Raw genomic sequence first — 16,800 nt, 5'->3', positions numbered from 1 at the left:
GCCGACCTGTGAACGGCGGGAGGAGAGCGCCGTCCAGCGGCGCTCCTGACGGCGGCACGGTTCCGAGACCGATGCGCCCTTCGCCGATGGCACCAGGCCGTCTCCCGGAGCCGCCCGGGTACGAAGAAGGGGGCGGATGCCGCAGCATCCGCCCCCTTCTCTCATGTCAGCGCAGCGCGTCGACGATGCCGTTCAGTGTCGCGGAGGGACGCATGACGGCCTCGACCAGCGCGTCGTCCGGACGGTAGTAGCCGCCGATCTCGACCGGCGTGCCCTGCACCGCGTTGAGCTCGGAGACGATGGTCTCCTCGTTCTGCGCCAGCGTGGCGGCGATCGGCGCGAAGGCGGCTGCGAGCTGGGCGTCCTTCGTCTGCTTCGCCAGCTCCTGAGCCCAGTACAGGCCCAGGTAGAAGTGGCTGCCGCGGTTGTCGATCGTGCCCAGGGCACGGCCGGGCGAACGGTCCTCCTCGAGGAAGATCCCGGTGGCGGCATCCAGCGTCTCGGCGAGCACACGGGCCTTGTCGTTGCCCGTACGGTCGGCGAAGTGCTCGAGCGACGCGGCCAGCGCGAAGAACTCGCCGAGCGAGTCCCAGCGCAAGTAGTTCTCCTCGACCAGCTGCTGCACGTGCTTGGGTGCGGAACCGCCCGCACCGGTCTCGAACAGCCCGCCGCCCGCGAGCAGCGGCACAATCGAGAGCATCTTGGCGCTCGTGCCGACTTCGAGGATCGGGAACAGGTCGGTCAGGTAGTCGCGCAGCACGTTGCCGGTGACCGAGATCGTGTCGAGCCCGTGGCGCATGCGTGCGAGCGTGTAACGCGTGGCCTCCTCGGGCGCGAGGATCGTGATCGTGAGGCCCTTGGTGTCGAGCGTCGCGAGACCCTGGTGCACCTTGGCGATGATCTGCGCATCGTGCGAGCGGTTCGCGTCGAGCCAGAACACGGCGGGGTCGCCGGTCGCCCTGGCACGGGTCACCGCGAGCTTGACCCAGTCCATCACCGGGATGTGCTTGGTCTGCGTCGCGCGCCAGATGTCGCCCTTGCCGACCGTGTGCTCGATGAGCACGGTCCCCTCGCCGTCGAGGACCTGCACGATGCCGTCTGCGGCGATCTCGAAGGTCTTGTCGTGGCTGCCGTACTCCTCGGCCGCCTGCGCCATGAGCCCCACGTTGGGGACGGTGCCGATGGTCGCCGGGTCCAACGGGCCGTTCGCGATCACGTCGTCGATCACGGCCTGGTAGACGCCCGCGTACGACGAGTCGGGGATGACGGCGAGCGTGTCCGCCTCTTCGCCCTCCTTGCCCCAGAGCTTGCCGCCGTTGCGCACGAGTGCGGGCATCGACGCGTCGACGATCACATCGCTCGGCACGTGCAGGTTCGTGGTGCCCTTGTCGGAGTTCACGTACGACAGACGCGGCCCCTCGGCGATGGCCTTGTCGAAGGCGGCGGCGATCTCCGCGCCGTCCGCGACGTTGGCCAGACCCGAGAGGATCGAGCCGAGACCGTCGTTGGCGCTGAGTCCGGCTGCGGCGAGCTTGTCACCGTACTGCGCGAACACATCGGCGAAGAACGCCTTCACGACGTGACCGAAGATGATCGGGTCGCTGACCTTCATCATGGTCGCCTTGAGGTGTACCGAGTACAGCACGTCGTCGGCCTTGGCCTGGGCGAGCGTCTCGGCGAGGAAGGCGTCCAGCTCCTTGGCCGAGAGGAACGTCGCGTCGATGATCTCGCGCGGCAGGACCTTGAGGCCTTCCTTCAGCACGGTGACCGTGCCGTCGTTCGCCGTGTGGCGGAAACTCAGCACGTCGTCGTGGGCGGCGACCCAGGAGCGCTCGTTGTGCTTGAAGTCATCGTGACCGAGTGTCGCGACGCGGGTCTTGGATCCCGCGGCGAACGGCTTGTTGCGGTGCGGGTGCTTCCTGGCGTAGTTCTTCACAGCGAGCGGGGCACGGCGGTCGCTGTTGCCCTCGCGCAGCACCGGGTTCACGGCGGAGCCCTTGATGCGGTCGTAGCGCGCTCGAACGTCCTTCTCCTCGAGGGAGGACGGCTCGTCCGGGAAGTCGGGGATGTCGTAGCCCTGCTTCTGGAGCTCGGCGATCGCCCCCTTCAGCTGCGGGATGGAGGCCGAGATGTTCGGCAGCTTGATGATGTTCGCCTCGGGGAGCGTGGCGAGACCGCCGAGCTCGGCGAGCGAGTCGCCCACCTGCTGCTCCGGGGTGAGCTTCTGCGGGAAGGCGGCGAGGATGCGGCCGGCCAGCGAGATGTCGCGGGTCTCGACCTCGATGCCGGCCTGGCCGGTGTATGCCTGGATGATCGGAAGGAACGAGGCGGTGGCGAGCGCCGGTGCCTCGTCTGTGTGCGTGTAGATGATGGCGTCGTCGGTCACCGGGAGGTTCTCCGTTCACGGGGCTATTTGTCTCGATACCAAGATACCTGAGCAGGTCTGACGCCGTGGCCCCGGCCTGCGACCGATGGCCGTTCGGATGTCGACGAACGGCCACAGCACGGCGAAATGTTCCCCTGAAACGTGTCCGGTGCGCCCGGAGGGGTTAGCCTGGGTCCATGTCCGAACTGCGCATGGTCGAACTCTCCGCTGCGACGATCGTCGCCGTGAACAACCTGTCGCTCAAGCCCGGACAGGAGCAGTTCCTCGCTCCGGTCTCGTACGGGATCGCAGCGACCGTCATCAACCCGCAGACCTCCTGGCAGCGGGTGATCCTGGATCGCAACGAGGTCGTCGGCTTCGTGAGCGCCAACTTCGACCCCGAAGCACCGGAGGAGCACTTCCGCTCCGTGCTGTGGCGCATCAACGTCGACGCCGACGACCAGGGCCGCGGTGTCGGCCGGTACGCCGTCGAGGCGCTCGTCGACGAAGCCCGCGAACGCGGCGTCGACCACGTCAACGTGATCTACGAGGCCGGCGAGGGCGGGCCGGAGACCTTCTTCCACCGCGTCGGCTTCACTCCCGTGGGCGAGACCGCCTACGGCGAGGTCATCGCCGAGATCCGCGTCACGACCTAGACCGGGCGGCGGGGTCTCGAATCCCCTCCCCCATCGAGACCTCGTCGCCCTTCACGGTGATCGAGGGGAGCGCTCTCACGCCGTCGCGCTCCTGGTGTCAGGGGCGATCGTCCGGCTTGCCACCGGGCTTGCGTCGGCTCGTCCACGACGACAGCGCCGCGGCGGCAGCGCCGGCGGCCCGATCGATCGCTTCGGCCGAACGGTTGAGCATGTCCTGCGCGGCGTCCTGCCACGCCGCCGTCTCCGGCGCCTCCCCTGCCTGCACCTTGGCCGCGTGCTCTGCCGTCTCGAAGGCACGCTCCAGGTCGGCGACGGCATCGCGATAGGCGGCGAACTCCGCCGGGGTGATGCGCCCGGCTGCCGCGCGGCGCATCTCTGCCGCGTGACCTGCGGCGCGGAGGTATGCCGCCGTCTGCGGATGCTTCACATCGGTCATCGCCGGGTAGGAGATCTGCAGGGCGGGGTCGGTCTCGTACCGCATCCACCGGACGGTCACGGCCTCATGCGCGGCGTGCAGACGCTCCAGGGGGCGAGGCTCCGATGCCGAGGGCACCGCGGCTCTCGCGGCGTTGAGGCGGACCTGACGCGCGCGCACATCCGCCGAGGCGGCCTTCGCATCGCGCTCGCGCTCCTTGAGCATCCGTCGCGCTCCCGCCACCTGTTCGGCGGTCGCGCGCTGAGCGGCCCGCTCCGCGGTGACGCGAGCCAGGTCGGCACGCGCGATCTTCCACGCGGTGCGTCGCTCGGCCGCAGCCAGCTGCGCCTCCCTGAGGTCGTGACGCGCGGCGTCGACCGCGAGGCGGCGTCCGCTGACCGTGCTGTTGCGACGACGTATTCCCATCACACCCACCGTCCCCGCGGCGACCGCAGTCGGCGCGATCCACCACCACTCGGCGACGAGCAGCAACGGGTCCATACCTCGATGCTACCCACGCGCCGCGCTCGACGCTCACCCACGGGTGCTCGCCCACCCCTCGACCGCTGCGGCCAGGGCGGCCCCGCCGCACCGGCGAGGTCGGGCATGGCCGCAGTCGTCGAGGGAGTGGTCAGACGAGCGTCTCCTGCCAGGCTGCGTGCAGCTGCGCGAACTTCCCGGTGCCGCTGATGAGCGCGGCGGGGGTGTCGTCCTCGATGATGCGGCCGTGCTCCATCACCAGCACCCGGTCGGCGATCGCGACCGTCGACAGTCGGTGCGCGATGATGATCGCCGTCCGGTCCTTGAGAAGAGTCTGCAGCGCATCCTGGATCAGACGCTCCGACGGGATGTCCAACGATGCCGTGGCCTCGTCGAGGATCAGCACCGCAGGGTCGGCGAGGAATGCCCTGGCGAAGGAGATGAGCTGGCGCTGACCGGCCGAGACCCGCCCACCGCGCTTGTTCACATCGGTGCCGTAGCCGTCTGGCAGCGACGAGATGAAGCCGTCGGCCCCCACGGCGCGTGCCGCGGCCTTGATCTCGTCGAGCGTCGCCTCCGGCTTGCCGAGGGCGATGTTGTCGGCGACCGTTCCACTGAACAGGTAGGCCTCCTGCGTGACCATGACGATCGCGCGACGGAGATCCTTCGGGTGCAGCGAGCGCAGATCGACCCCGTCGAGGGTCACCCGCCCTTCGGAGGGGTCGTAGAAGCGCGAGATGAGCTTGGCGAGCGTCGACTTGCCGGCACCGGTCGTTCCCACCAGGGCGATCGTCTGCCCCGCCGGGATGTCGAGCGAGAAGTTCGGGAGGATCGTCTTCTCGCCGTTGTACCCGAAGGTCACCTCGTCGAACTCGATGTGTCCGCGCGACTCCCACAGGTCGACCGGCTTCTCGGGGTCCGGAACCGTCGGCACCTCTTCGAGCACGCCCGACACCTTCTCCAGCGCGGCCGTCGCCGACTGGTAGGAGTTCAGGAACATGGCGATCTCCTGCATCGGAGCGAAGAAGTTGCGCACGTACAGCACGGCGGACAGCAGCACACCGACCGTGAGCGCCCCCTCGGAGACGCGGATGCCGCCCCACAGCACGACGATGCCGAGCACCAGCGCGGCCACGCCCATGAGTCCGGGCTCGAACGTGCCGAACAGCAGCATCGAGCGACGGTTGACATCGCGGTACTCGCCCGCGATCTCCTGGAACGCCTTGTCGTTGCGGGGCTCCTTGCGGAACGCCTTCACGGCACGGATGCCGGTCATCGTCTCGACGAACTGCACGATCACCTTGGCACTGATCACGCGCGACTCGCGGTAGACGAGCTGCGAGCGCGAGTAGAACCACTTCATCAGGAAGAACAGCGGCACTCCGCCGATCGCGAGGATGAGTCCGGACTGCCAGTCCCACACGCACAGGGCGATGAAGGTGAACAGGCCGAAGAGCACGCCGGAGACGAGCTCGTTCAGGCCGCCGTCCAGGAGCTCCTTGATCGAGTCGAGGTCACTCGTCTGGCGCGAGATGATGCGGCCAGACGTGTACGACTCGTGGAACTCCAGGCTGAGGCGCTGGGTGTGCAGGAAGATGCGCTTGCGCAGATCGAGCAGCACCGCCTGGGTGAGTTTGGCGGCGATGATCACGTACCAGGCGATCAGGACGGCGGCCAGGGCTCCCGCCAGCAGGTAGATGCCGCCGATCATGAAGGTCGGCATCCAGTCGGCCCGTTCGATGGCCGCAGGCAGTGCGCGGTCGAGGCCGATGCTGATGAGGATGGGGCCGGCGACCTGCAGAGCGGTCGACACGACCAGCACCGCGGCGGCCAGCACGATCCGCGGTTTCAGAGGGCTGACCAGGGATCCGAGCAGTCGGAGGGACCGACGACGGATCTCCCTGCTCTCGTCACGGGTGTATTCGGAACGGTCCTCGTTCTGGGTTCCGGTGATGGCGGAGCTCATCGCTGCACCTCCTTCTCGGTGATCGGGTCTTCGTCGGCGGCTCGCATCCCGAGGCCCTCCTGGACCTCTTCGTCGATCTCGGCCTGTTCATCGCGGATCACCGGGATCGCCCCGGTCCGCGCCGCCTCCTCCGCCTCCAGGCTGGAGATGACGTGACGGTAGTGCCGGCTCGTCTTCAGCAGCTCGGAGTGCGTGCCCACCGCCGTCACGCGACCGGCTTCCAGCAGGGCCACGCGGTCGGCGAGCGCCACGGTCGATGGCCGGTGCGCGACGATCATGGCCGTGGTGTCGGCGAGCACGTGGCGAAGGGCCTCCTCGACGAGAGCCTCGGTGTCGACGTCGAGCGCCGACAGCGGGTCGTCGAGGACGAGAACCTTCGGGTTCGCCGCCACCGCGCGAGCGAGGGCGAGTCGCTGCCGCTGGCCGCCGGAGAGGCTGAGCCCCTCCTCGCCGATGACCGTCTCGACGCCGTCGGGCAGCGCATCGACGAACGACGCCTGGGCGACGTCGAGGGCTTCGCGCAGCACGCGCTCCCCCTCCTCGCTGTGCACATCGAGCTCGGCACGGCCGAGGAGCACGTTCTCCCGGACCGTCGCCGAGAACAGCGTCGCGTCCTCGAACGCCATCGCGATGTGCTGACGGAGTTCCGCGAGCGGAAGGTCGCGCACATCGACGCCGTCGAGCGTGACCCTGCCACCGGTCACGTCGTACAGACGAGTGGGCAGCGTGGTGAGCGTGGTCTTGCCGCTGCCGGTGAGTCCGACCAGCGCCATGGTCTCACCGGGGCGCAGCACCAGGTCGATGCCGTCGAGCAGATCGCGCTCGTGGGCGCCCGCATCCTGGTAGCGGAAGTGCGCGTTCTCGAACGCGAGCTCTCCGCGGGGGTTCCCGATGTGCACCGGGTTCTCCGGGTCGGTGATGGTGTTGGTCTCCGAGAAGATGTCGAACACACGGTCGGTCGCCGTGCGGGCGTCGAGCATGAACGAGAACAGGAAGCCGATCGACTCGATGGGCCAGCGCAGCACGACCGCCATCGCGAAGAACGCGAACAGCTGCGCCTCGTCGATCTGCCCCACCGAGATCAGCCAGATGCCCGACATCAGGCTCAGACCGAAGGCGATCTGCGGCATGAGGTCGAGCCAGAACCAGATCGACGCGATCGCGCCGGCCTTGCTCATCTCGGTCTCGCGCAGAGTCTCGGCCTGACGGCTGAAGCGGCTGAGGGCGTGCTTGCCGCGCCCGAACGCCTTGAGCACGCGGATGCCGTGCACGCTCTCCTCCACGCTGGTGGCGAGGTCACCGGCCTGATCCTGGCTGCGACGGGTGAGGGCGCCGTAGCGCTTCTCGAACAGGTAGCCGCGGATCCACAGCGGGATCGCGGTCACCAGGAAGATCACGCCCAGCAGCCAGTGCCACCGGAACAGCAGCACGGATCCGATGATGATCGTGAGGATGTTGACCACGAGCAGCACGAGGCCGAACGCGAGCCAGCGGCGGATGAGGCCGATGTCCTGCATCATGCGGCTGAGCAGCTGACCGGAGCCCCACCTGTCGTGGAACGACACCGGGAGGGTCTGCAGGCGCGAGTAGAGCTCGGTGCGCATCTTGTACTCGACCTCGGTCGAGGGGTTGAGCACGAACTGGCGTCGCAGCCAGACCATCAGTGCCTCGCCGAGAGCGAGGGCGAAGACGGCGACGGCACCCCAGACGATGGCGCTGAGATCACCGGAGTAGACCGGACCGCTGATGATCTGCTCGAGAACGATCGGGATCATCAGGGCGATGACGGCGGCGATGAGCGCGCTGGCGGCACCGCCGGCGAGCCGCCAGATGACGGGCTTCACGAAGGGCTTCAGGCGCCACAGTGCGGCCGGAGTGGAAAGGGTCGATGACGGCGAGGGGTTCTGCGCGGAAGGCGAGGAAGACATGTCTCTCAGACGAGTTTCGTATGGACAGCGGGTGCGGAAGGGGACGGATGCGAGAGCGGACTCACAGAGTCCGGCATCCGACGAAGAAGGGGCGGGGTGGCTCTAGGAGAGCGGGCGCGCCGTGGTCGAGCCGAGAGCTGCGATCCGCGCGATGGCGATCGTGGTCATGGTGTCCTCCTCAGGGGCTCGGCGATGTCGTCCGGTTGGCGCGACAGCCCACCAGCCTATTGCTGTGAACCAGCTGAAAGCAAGAGTCATTCCCGATTCCTGCGCCGCGATCGTCGAGGTCGCGAGAAAGGAGACCTCGCGACGCTCAGGCGCCGGCGGTGACGGCGAGCTCCGACCGGAGGAAGCGTCGCAGGTTGCCGCCCAGCACGGCGAGGATGTCCGCCTCCGGCCAGCCGCGGCGCAGCAGAGCCTCGGTCACGAGCGGAAGCCCGGTCGGGCCCTCGAGTCCTGGGAGGTACCGGTCGGCGGGGACTCCCTCGATCGTCGTCTGCACGCAACACGGGGCCGTCGTGTCCGCGAGCACCTCGCGGACGAAGTCCGACCCCATCCCGACGTGCGCGATCCCGGCGACCGACACCACCCGCTCGAAGTGGTCGATCAGGGTGTCGATCGTGTAGGCGCTCTCGTGCAGGTAGGGCGCGAAGAAGTTGACGCACACGACTCCCCCGCTCTCCGCGACCCCGGCGATCTGCGCGTCGGTCAGGTTGCGGTGGTGGTCGAACAGCGCACGCGCCGAGGAATGCGTGGCCATGACGGGCCGTGTGGCGATCTCGAGCACGTGGTCGACTCCGCCCGCTCCGAGATGGCTGATGTCGAAGATCATGCCGACGCGCTCCATCTCCGCGAGCGCCCGGATTCCGGTGCGGGTGAGCCTGCTGCCCGCGGCGTCTTCGCCGCTGCCGTCGGCGAAGGCGCTGCGTCCGAAGTGCGCGACCGCGCCGATCCGGATCCCGAGGCGATGCACGGTCTCCAGCAGCTCGACGTCGTCGGCGATTCCGGGCATCCCCTCCAGGGCGAGTACCAGCGCGATGCGCCCTTCGCCGATCACGCGGTCGATGTCATCGCCGTCCAGGCACAGCCCGACGGCGTCCGCGTTGCCCTCCGCCAGCCGGTGGGCGGCTTCGATCATGCGCAAGGTGCGACGCAGTGCCCCCTCCGGGCGGTACACGTCGTCGATGAACACGGGCAGGACCTGAAGGTCCACACCGCCCTCCTGCAGCTGCGGGAGCCACTGCGTACGGAAGTAGTCCGACCACTCATCCGAGGGGCGGGTCGCCACCGAGCACAGCAGGTCGTTGTGCGCGTCGGCGACGACGGCACGGCGGTGGAGGACGAGTGCATCGTTGGCGGTCACGGGACGAGCCTACGGCCGCGTCGGTGCGGATGCTTCGTCGACGGGCACCATGACGACAACCCGTCGTGGTGCCCGCGGCTCAAACGCCGGCGCTCTCCCGCGCGAGCAGACTCTCCTTGACGTCGAGACCCCAGGCGAATCCGCCGAGGCTGCCGTCGGTACGCAGCACGCGATGGCAGGGCACGAACAGCGCGGGCGCGTTGCGGGCGCAGATGGACGCCGCCGCCCGCACGGCCCGAGGGTTGTCGAGCTGTGTCGCGAAGCTCGTGTAGGTCAGCGGCTCGCCCGGCTCGATCGCCCGAAGCGCCGACCAGCCGGCGAGCTGGAGCGCGGTTCCGGACTGCTTCACGGCGACCGCGTCGATGGCCGAGAGTTCGCCCGCGTAGTAGGCGAGTGCGGCGGCTGCGGCATCGGTCTCTCCCTCGCGGAACTCCTCGGGACGATGCGCAGCGGACAGCCGGCCCAGGATCGCCTCGACGTCGGAGGTCCAGCCGGAGGCCAGCACCCGCTGACGGTCGTCGGCGAGGATCGTGAAAGCGCCGTCCGGGGTCTCGATGGTCTGGAGGATGGCGGTCATGAGGTCTCCTTCGTCGTGGTGTCGCCGGTGGGGGCGGGGTGGGCGGCGGATGCGCGCCGAGATGCGGCAGGGCGCACCGGGGCGGCGCGCCAGAGGTGTGCGCTGAGGTAGCTGCGCCACGGTGCGGTGCGCTCGGACCACGCCGTGAGTGCTCGGGCCTCCCCGGGCAGGCCCGCCGCCACCGCGCCGGCGCGCAGTGCGACGTCACCCGGCAGCAGCACATCGGGATCGCCGAGCACACGCATGCGCACGTAGTCGGCGGTCCAGGGGCCGATACCCGGCATCGCGAGCAGCGCGGCACGCTGCTCGGTGCCGTCGTCGCCGACCGTCAGCCGCAGGGACCCGTCGGCGAGAGCGGCTGCGGCGCCCGTGATGGCGCGGATACGGGCGGCCGGTCCACGCAGCACCTCGGCACCGCGCTCGGCGATCGCCGTCATGGTCGGGAACAGCAGGCCGCTGTCGGTGCGCTCCCCGAGAGCCTCGGCGAGGGCGATGAGCGCCGTGCGGGCGGCGACCACGGTGATCTGCTGCCCGACCATGGCACGGACGAGCATCTCGTGCGGATCGGCGGATCCGGGAACCCGGATGCCAGGAGTGCGCGCTACGAGAGGGGCCAGTTCGACGTGCGCCGAGAGCGCGGCGTCGACCGCGAGGGGGTCGGCATCGAGGTCGAAGATGCGCCGCACCGTCGACACCAGCGGGGCCAGGTCGCCCAGCCGCGCGACGCGCGCACGCAGGTGCAGGCGCGCCGTCTCGTCCTGGCGCACCTCGAACCAGGCGGGACCGCCCGACATGCGCAGGTACCGGGAGAACGACGTCGCCGTGGCCTCCTCGATCCCGGGGACGGCGCGCGCCACCATCCAGGCGAAGATGCCGCTCGCGTCGAGCGGTCCTCGGTACGGCAGCACGAGGTCGATCGCGCCGGGTGCCGCCGACGCGTGCGACCGGCGACGTGCCCTGAGCTCACCCGGTGTGAGTGCGAAGACCTCGCGGATCGTGTCGTTGCACTGGCGGATGCTGGCGAAACCGGCGGAGAAGGCGACGTCGGAGATGGGCATGTCGGTACCCACGAGAAGCATCCGCGCGGTGTGCGCTCGATGCGCCCTCGCCAACGCGAGAGGGCCGGCGCCGAGCTCGGTGCTGAGCAGGCGCGTGAGGTGCCTGCTGGAGTATCCCAGGCGCGCGGCCAACCCCGGGACGCCCTCGCGCTCGACGACGCCGTCGGAGATCAGGCGCATCGCACGCGCGGCGGTGTCGCCGCGGATGTCCCACGCCGGAGAACCGGGCGCGGCTTCAGGCAGACACCGCTTGCATGCCCGATACCCGGCCTCGTGCGCGGCGGCGCTCGTGGGATAGAACGTCACGTTCTGCGGTTTCGGCGTGCGTGCAGGGCAGCTCGGGCGGCAATAGATCCCGGTCGAGCGCACGGCCGTCACGAACTGCCCGTCGAAGCGGGTGTCGCGTGCGCTGATCGCACGGTAGCGCTCGTCGAAGCCGTTCGCGGGGAAGGTCATGCCCCCACTCTGCCACCCTCCGCCGACGTCGACTGGCGGAAATCGGACATGACCGTCGACAGAGAGACGACGAGACCCACCCGCCTCGTCGGGAACCATCGCGACCACAAAGGCGCGTATGTTCTCGGCGTGGCGAGTGGGTCTCGAACGTGCGAGCGGCGAGCGCTCAGTGGAAGAAGTGACGCTCCCCGGTGAAGAACATCGTCACGCCGGCCTTGCGCGCAGCGTCCACGACCTCCTCGTCGCGCACCGAGCCACCCGGCTGCACGATCGCCGTGACTCCGGCGTCGATCAACACCTGGGCCCCATCCGCGAACGGGAAGAAGGCATCGGACGACGCGACCGATCCGGCGGCGCGCTCCCCCGCACGCTCGACCGCGAGGCGGCACGAGTCGACGCGGTTGACCTGGCCCATGCCGACACCCACCGTGGCGTTGTCCTTCGCGAGCACGATCGCGTTCGACTTGACCGCGCGGCACGCCTTCCAGGCGAAGATGAGGTTCTCCATCTCCTCGTCGCTCGGACGCTCTCCCGAGACGAGCTCCCAGTTCTTCGCGACCGAGACGATGTCGTCCGGGAAGCGGTCGGCATCCTGCAGCAGCAGTCCGCCGGAGACGAGGCGCACATCCATGCGCTCCTGCTGCCAGTCCTCGGGCAGCTGCAGCAGACGCAGGTTCTTCTTCGCCTTGAACACCTCGAGCGCGGCCGGCTCGAACGACGGCGCGACGATGACCTCCGTGAAGATGTCCTTGAGGTTCTCTGCCATCTTGAGCGTCACCGTGCCGTTCGCCGCGATCACGCCGCCGTAGGCCGAGACCGGGTCGCACTCGTGGGCGCGCAGGTGGGCGCTGGCGATCGGGTCGAGGGCGTTCGGCGCGGTGGTCGCGATGCCGCACGGGTTGGCGTGCTTGATGATCGCGACGGCGGGCTTGATCATGTCGTACGCGGCGCGCAGGGCGGCATCCGCGTCGACGTAGTTGTTGTACGACATCTCCTTGCCCTGCAGCTGCCTGGCCTGAGCGATGCCGTGACCGCCGGCGCGCGTGTAGATCGCGCCGCGCTGGTGCGAGTTCTCGCCGTAGCGGAGAGTGGCGAGGCGCTCGGCCTGGATCGTGAGATGGGTCGGGAGGTCGCCGTCGTCCTGCAGCGTGCCCTCGGCGAACCAGGAGGCGACCGCCGTGTCGTAGGCCGCCGTGTGTGCGAAGGCACGGGCGGCGAGCTCGCGGCGCTGGGAGACCGAGGTGCCGCCCTGGGCGAGCGCTGCGATGATCCCGGGGTACGACTGCGGCGAGACGACGATCGCCACGTTGGCGTGGTTTTTCGCTGCGGCACGCACCATCGCGGGTCCGCCGATGTCGATCTGCTCGACCACGTCGTCGCCGACGGCGCCCGAGGCGACGGTCTCGACGAAGGGGTAGAGGTTGACGACGACCAGTTCGAAGGGGGTGATGTCGAGCTCGGCGAGCTGGCGCTCATGGTCCTCGAGGCGCAGGTCGGCGAGAAGGCCGCCGTGGATCTTGGGGTGCAGCGTCTTGACGCGTCCGTCGAGCATCTCGGCGACGCCCGTGACGGCGGCCACGTCCGTGACAGGGAAGCCCGCATCGCGGACGGTCGACGCCGTCGAACCGGTCGAGACGATCTCGACACCCGCATCGGCCAGAGCCGCGGCCAGGACGAGCAGGTCGGTCTTGTCGCTCACCGAGACGAGCGCGCGCCGGATCGGCACGGTGTCGCGGTCGCGGTAGAGCGTGGGGTCGTGGCGGGGGCCGGCCATGATGGCTCCTTCGTGCGGGGGCGTCGGGTGGAGGGGTCAGGAAGAAGGGCTGAGGGCGAGATCACCGTCGGCGATCGCGCGGACGACGTCGATGAGCAGACGGCGCTCGACGGGCTTGATCCGCTCGTGCAGGCTGTGCTCGGTGTCGCCGTCGAGGATCGGGACTCGTTCCTGGGCCAGGATCGGGCCGGTGTCGACACCGTCGTCGACGACGATGACGCTGGCGCCGGTCTCGGCCGCACCGGAGGCGAGCGCATCGCGGACGCCGTGCGCACCGGGGAACTCGGGCAGGAATGCGGGATGGGTGTTGATGAGGCGCGGCGAGTACTGCGCGACGAGTGACGGCGGCAGCAGACGCATGAGTCCGCTGAGGACCACGAGGTCCGGGTTCCAGACGGCGAGCTGGCGCGCGAGCTCTTCGCCCCACGCCTCGCGGCTGTCGTGCTCGTGCCACGGCACCGTGAAACTGGGGATGCCGAACTCCTCGGCGTGAGCGAGCCCGTCGGCTTCGCGGTCGGCTCCGACGACGATCACCCTGGCGGGGAAATCGGGATGACGAGCGGCCTCGAGGAGGGCGCGAAGATTCGAGCCGGTGCCCGAGATGAGAACGGCGACCGTGAGCACGCGCCCAGTCTACCGGGGTGGGACGACCTGTTCCGCCCGACGTCCGCACATACGCGGCGGGTGTCAGTCGCGGTCGACTCGAGGCGGTGTGAAGCCGCGGAGATCGTCCAGGGGTGCCGTGTCGTCGAAGGTCTGCGTGTCGGAGAAGGGGATCCCCGGCACCGCGCCGGCCGCGGGTGCACCGGCCGACGTGAGGCTCGGGTCGAGCTCCGTCATCTCGGCGATCCAGCGGTCGGTGCGCTCCTCGGCCAACTCATCGCGATGGCGCGGGGAGAGCAGCAGGATCGCCGCTCCCACGAGGACCTCCAGACCCAGCGCGAGCATGAACGCCGGTGCCGAGGGGCCGACCTCCGCCAGTCGACCCGGACCCATCGAACCGCTCGCCAGCACGGCCGCGAGACCGAAGACTCCCGCGCTCACGCCGGCGATCCCCACCGCGATCGCGGCGCGCTGCATCATGCCCAGCGGCGTGCCCTCCCAGACGAGACGGGAACGAACGGCCCAGCCTGCGAACGCCCCGGCGGCGATCGGGACGAGCACGACGATCAGCATCCACATCGAGCTGTTCTCGGGCAGCAGCCCGAACACGGGGATGCCGGGCACGACGCCCAGCTGCGTGCCCGCGGGCGACACCGCGGTTCCCGCTCCGACGGCGAAGCCGGGACCGGCGAGCCAGGATGCGGCCCACACGATGAGGGTCGGAAGGTAGACGAGCTGCGCAAGGGTCATCACGGTCGCACCGAGCGCATCGACGCGGGCGGACTGGAACAGGGCGACGACCTCGCCGCCGCGGAACAGCGTCATCACGGCGAGTGCCAGGGCTGCCGCGCCGACGACGCCGACGAGCGCGAAGGCCGTGCCGCGCAGGATCGCGACGGGCACGGGCGCCCAGTCCTCGCGGGTGTCGATGCGGTCGTGGAGACGGTCGAGGATGCCGCCGTCGCCCTCCTCCCATGCGACGCGGACGGCACCGCAGAGCGTACCGACGAGGTAGACGGCGGCAGGGAGGACGATCGCGAGGAGGAGCGGGGTCTGCACGGCCTCCAGCCGCGCCGTCAGCGCGACGCCCGTGGAGATCGCGGCGAACACCACCGTGCCCGACAACGATCCGAGCAGCCAGGTCCCTGCCGATGCGGCCCTTGACCCCGAGCGCGCGGCGAAGAGCAGCGTGAAGAGCAGGAACGCCAGCGGGGTGATCGACACCGCGAACGAGGCCGCCTCCGACGGGATCGCGAGAGCGACGAGGAGCTCGTCCGGGATGGTGACCGCCAGAGGCACCCCATGGCCGAACTCCCAGAGCGTCCCGGTGAGCGGCCAGAGCGCGCCCCAGTCGGCTGTGATGCCGAAGGCGAGCGTCCACAGCAGCGTCAGCGGCGCGAGCAGCACGACGAGACCGACCGCCGCGGCGATGGCGGCGTCGAAGGCGGCGAGGAGCGCGACGAGGAGGCGTTGCATAGCGTTTCGAGACTACGACGAGTTGCCGACGAAGCCCCGGGGGCGCGCGTGAGGTCGGCGACACGATAGCGTTTCTCCGGAGGTTTCCCGATGACAACTGCCCCGCCCGCCCCGGCATCCACCGAGCCCAAGAACTCCCTGGACCGCTTCTTCGAGATCAGCAAGCGCGGATCCACGATCGGCACCGAGATCCGAGGGGGTCTGGTGACGTTCGTCACGATGGCCTACATCGTGATCCTCAACCCGATCATCCTCTCCGGCAAGCCCGACGTCGCCGGAGACATGCTCAGCTTCAACGCCGTGGGCGCCGCCACCGCCCTGACCGCCGGCGTGATGACGATCCTGTTCGGGCTCGTCACGCGCCTGCCGTTCGGCTTCGCCGCAGGACTCGGCATCAACGCCTTCGTCGCGTTCTCGGTCGTCGGTCAGGTGACCTGGCCCGAGGCCATGGCACTCGTCATGATCAACGGTGTCGTCATCGTGCTGCTCGCCGCCACCGGGCTGCGCAAGGCGATCTTCGACGCCGTCCCCTTCCAGCTGAAGATCGCCATCACGGTCGGCATCGGCCTGTTCATCGCCTTCATCGGCTTCGTCAACTCGGGCTTCGTCACCGCGACCGGCGCCTCGTCTCCCCCGGTCGGCCTCGGTGTGAACGGCTCGGTCGCGACCGTGCCGACCCTGCTGTTCGTGATCACGCTGCTGCTCACCGGCATCCTCGTCGCTCTCAAGATCAAGGGCGGCATGCTGATCGGCCTCATCGGCGGCACCGTGCTCGCGGTCATCGTCGAGGCGATCTGGCACATCGGCGCCCGCGGCTTCGACGACGAGGGCAACGTGGTGAACCCCGGCGGCTGGGGCCTCACGGTACCTGCGCTCAGCGGCTCTCCCGTCGGCGTTCCCGACCTCAGCCTGATCGGCGCCGTCGACTTCAGCTTCGACCTCAGCAAGGTCAGCCTCGTCGCGATCGTGATGATCGTCTTCACACTGCTGTTCACGAACTTCTTCGACGCGATGGGCACCATGACGGGCCTCGCGAAGGAGGCGAACCTCGCCGACGACAACGGGGACTTCCCGCGCATCAAGTCGGCGCTGGTGGTCGAGGGCGTCGGTGCGATCGCCGGTGGTGCGACCTCCTCGTCCTCGAGCACGGTCTTCATCGAGTCGGGTGCCGGCATCGGCGAGGGCGCCCGCACGGGTCTCGCGAACGTCGTCACCGGCGTGGTGTTCCTGATCGCGATGTTCCTGACCCCGTTGACCTCGATCGTCCCCACCGAGATCGCCGCCGCAGCGCTGATCATCGTCGGTGCGATGATGATGGCGCAGATCCGCTACATCGACTTCAGCGACTTCCGCGTGCTGCTGCCGGTGTTCCTCACCGTCTCGGTCATGCCTCTGACCTACTCGATCGCGAACGGCATCGGTGCGGGCTTCGTCAGCTGGGTGCTCATCCACGCGTTCTCCGGCAAGGCCAAGACCATCAGCCCGCTGCTGTGGGTCGTGGGCGCCGGCTTCCTGATCTTCTTCGCCCGAGGTCCGATCGAGGCCCTCTTCGGCGTCGGGATCTGACACCGATCCGAGATCACGAGGGAGGGGCGGGTGCTGCGGCACCCGCCCCTCTCTCGTGCCCCCCATCCGCCGCGGCCGTCACATGCATGAGCATCCGCCGGATGCAGGAGCACACGC

General features: G+C 69.3%; 13 protein-coding genes. 2 read left to right on the top strand and 11 right to left on the bottom strand.

Features of this window, described 5'->3' with window-relative positions:
* Positions 1-166: 166 nt before the first annotated feature.
* A complete protein-coding gene (locus tag F6W70_RS14470; protein ID WP_151487106.1) occupies positions 167-2,386 on the bottom strand; it encodes an NADP-dependent isocitrate dehydrogenase in 2,220 nt (739 codons plus the stop codon).
* 176 nt (positions 2,387-2,562) lie between these two features.
* Here F6W70_RS14470 and F6W70_RS14465 point away from each other — a divergent pair, with 176 nt between their 5' ends.
* Positions 2,563-3,021 carry a GNAT family N-acetyltransferase gene (locus F6W70_RS14465; protein ID WP_141386349.1) on the top strand — a complete coding sequence of 153 codons (459 nt, stop codon included), beginning with the start codon at positions 2,563-2,565 and terminating at the stop codon, positions 3,019-3,021.
* Between the two features lie 97 nt (positions 3,022-3,118).
* On the opposite strand, the gene F6W70_RS14460 is transcribed toward F6W70_RS14465, so the two are convergent.
* From F6W70_RS14460 to F6W70_RS14420, 10 genes are all read right to left on the bottom strand, one after another.
* Entirely contained in the window at positions 3,119-3,937 is an 819-nt protein-coding gene (locus F6W70_RS14460; protein WP_151487105.1) for a hypothetical protein, read from the bottom strand.
* Positions 3,938-4,067: 130 nt separating this feature from the next.
* Positions 4,068-5,882 carry an ABC transporter ATP-binding protein gene (locus F6W70_RS14455; RefSeq protein WP_055870527.1) on the bottom strand — a complete coding sequence of 605 codons (1,815 nt, stop codon included), beginning with the start codon at positions 5,880-5,882 and terminating at the stop codon, positions 4,068-4,070.
* Positions 5,879-7,810, bottom strand: coding sequence for an ABC transporter ATP-binding protein (locus F6W70_RS14450; protein ID WP_151487104.1), 1,932 nt, complete (start codon positions 7,808-7,810; stop codon positions 5,879-5,881). Before F6W70_RS14450 ends, F6W70_RS14455 begins: the two co-directional genes overlap by 4 nt.
* A 102-nt stretch (positions 7,811-7,912) precedes the next feature.
* Positions 7,913-8,068, bottom strand: coding sequence for a hypothetical protein (locus tag F6W70_RS17855; protein WP_157535648.1), 156 nt, complete (start codon positions 8,066-8,068; stop codon positions 7,913-7,915).
* A 55-nt stretch (positions 8,069-8,123) separates the two neighbouring features.
* A complete protein-coding gene (locus tag F6W70_RS14445) occupies positions 8,124-9,173 on the bottom strand; it encodes a dipeptidase (RefSeq protein WP_151487103.1) in 1,050 nt (349 codons plus the stop codon).
* A gap of 79 nt (positions 9,174-9,252) precedes the next feature.
* The gene (locus F6W70_RS14440) at positions 9,253-9,750 is read right to left on the bottom strand and encodes a methylated-DNA--[protein]-cysteine S-methyltransferase (protein WP_055877451.1); all 498 of its coding nucleotides are present in this window, start codon (positions 9,748-9,750) and stop codon (positions 9,253-9,255) included.
* On the bottom strand, positions 9,747-11,264 hold the full coding sequence (locus F6W70_RS14435; protein WP_151487102.1) for an AlkA N-terminal domain-containing protein: 1,518 nt from the start codon (positions 11,262-11,264) through the stop codon (positions 9,747-9,749). The genes F6W70_RS14440 and F6W70_RS14435 overlap by 4 nt, the downstream gene beginning before the upstream one ends.
* Before the next feature lie 166 nt (positions 11,265-11,430).
* The gene (purH, locus tag F6W70_RS14430) at positions 11,431-13,038 is read right to left on the bottom strand and encodes a bifunctional phosphoribosylaminoimidazolecarboxamide formyltransferase/IMP cyclohydrolase (protein WP_151487101.1); all 1,608 of its coding nucleotides are present in this window, start codon (positions 13,036-13,038) and stop codon (positions 11,431-11,433) included.
* A gap of 36 nt (positions 13,039-13,074) precedes the next feature.
* On the bottom strand, positions 13,075-13,662 hold the full coding sequence (purN, locus tag F6W70_RS14425) for a phosphoribosylglycinamide formyltransferase (protein ID WP_017828325.1): 588 nt from the start codon (positions 13,660-13,662) through the stop codon (positions 13,075-13,077).
* Between the two features lie 63 nt (positions 13,663-13,725).
* A complete protein-coding gene (locus tag F6W70_RS14420; protein WP_151487100.1) occupies positions 13,726-15,117 on the bottom strand; it encodes a cell division protein PerM in 1,392 nt (463 codons plus the stop codon).
* A gap of 90 nt (positions 15,118-15,207) precedes the next feature.
* Here F6W70_RS14420 and F6W70_RS14415 point away from each other — a divergent pair, with 90 nt between their 5' ends.
* Positions 15,208-16,683, top strand: coding sequence for an NCS2 family permease (locus F6W70_RS14415; protein ID WP_055870506.1), 1,476 nt, complete (start codon positions 15,208-15,210; stop codon positions 16,681-16,683).
* Positions 16,684-16,800: the final 117 nt, after the last annotated feature.

The organism is Microbacterium maritypicum, from assembly GCF_008868125.1.
GTDB classification, from domain to species: Bacteria; Actinomycetota; Actinomycetes; order Actinomycetales; family Microbacteriaceae; genus Microbacterium; species Microbacterium maritypicum.
Note: the sequence above shows the minus strand (reverse complement) of the source record. Positions and strands in the feature narration are given on the sequence as shown.

Excerpts from the sequence above, each read along its gene's own strand:
- F6W70_RS14465 (WP_141386349.1), top strand. The coding sequence starts at position 2,563 with ATGTCCGAACTGCGCATGGTCGAACTCTCCGCTGCGACGATCGTCGCC.
- F6W70_RS14460 (WP_151487105.1), bottom strand. The coding sequence starts at position 3,937 with ATGGACCCGTTGCTGCTCGTCGCCGAGTGGTGGTGGATCGCGCCGACT.
- F6W70_RS14455 (WP_055870527.1), bottom strand. The coding sequence starts at position 5,882 with ATGAGCTCCGCCATCACCGGAACCCAGAACGAGGACCGTTCCGAATAC.
- F6W70_RS14450 (WP_151487104.1), bottom strand. The coding sequence starts at position 7,810 with ATGTCTTCCTCGCCTTCCGCGCAGAACCCCTCGCCGTCATCGACCCTT.
- F6W70_RS17855 (WP_157535648.1), bottom strand. The coding sequence starts at position 8,068 with ATGACTCTTGCTTTCAGCTGGTTCACAGCAATAGGCTGGTGGGCTGTC.
- F6W70_RS14440 (WP_055877451.1), bottom strand. The coding sequence starts at position 9,750 with ATGACCGCCATCCTCCAGACCATCGAGACCCCGGACGGCGCTTTCACG.
- F6W70_RS14435 (WP_151487102.1), bottom strand. The coding sequence starts at position 11,264 with ATGACCTTCCCCGCGAACGGCTTCGACGAGCGCTACCGTGCGATCAGC.
- purH (WP_151487101.1), bottom strand. The coding sequence starts at position 13,038 with ATGGCCGGCCCCCGCCACGACCCCACGCTCTACCGCGACCGCGACACC.
- F6W70_RS14420 (WP_151487100.1), bottom strand. The coding sequence starts at position 15,117 with ATGCAACGCCTCCTCGTCGCGCTCCTCGCCGCCTTCGACGCCGCCATC.
- F6W70_RS14415 (WP_055870506.1), top strand. The coding sequence starts at position 15,208 with ATGACAACTGCCCCGCCCGCCCCGGCATCCACCGAGCCCAAGAACTCC.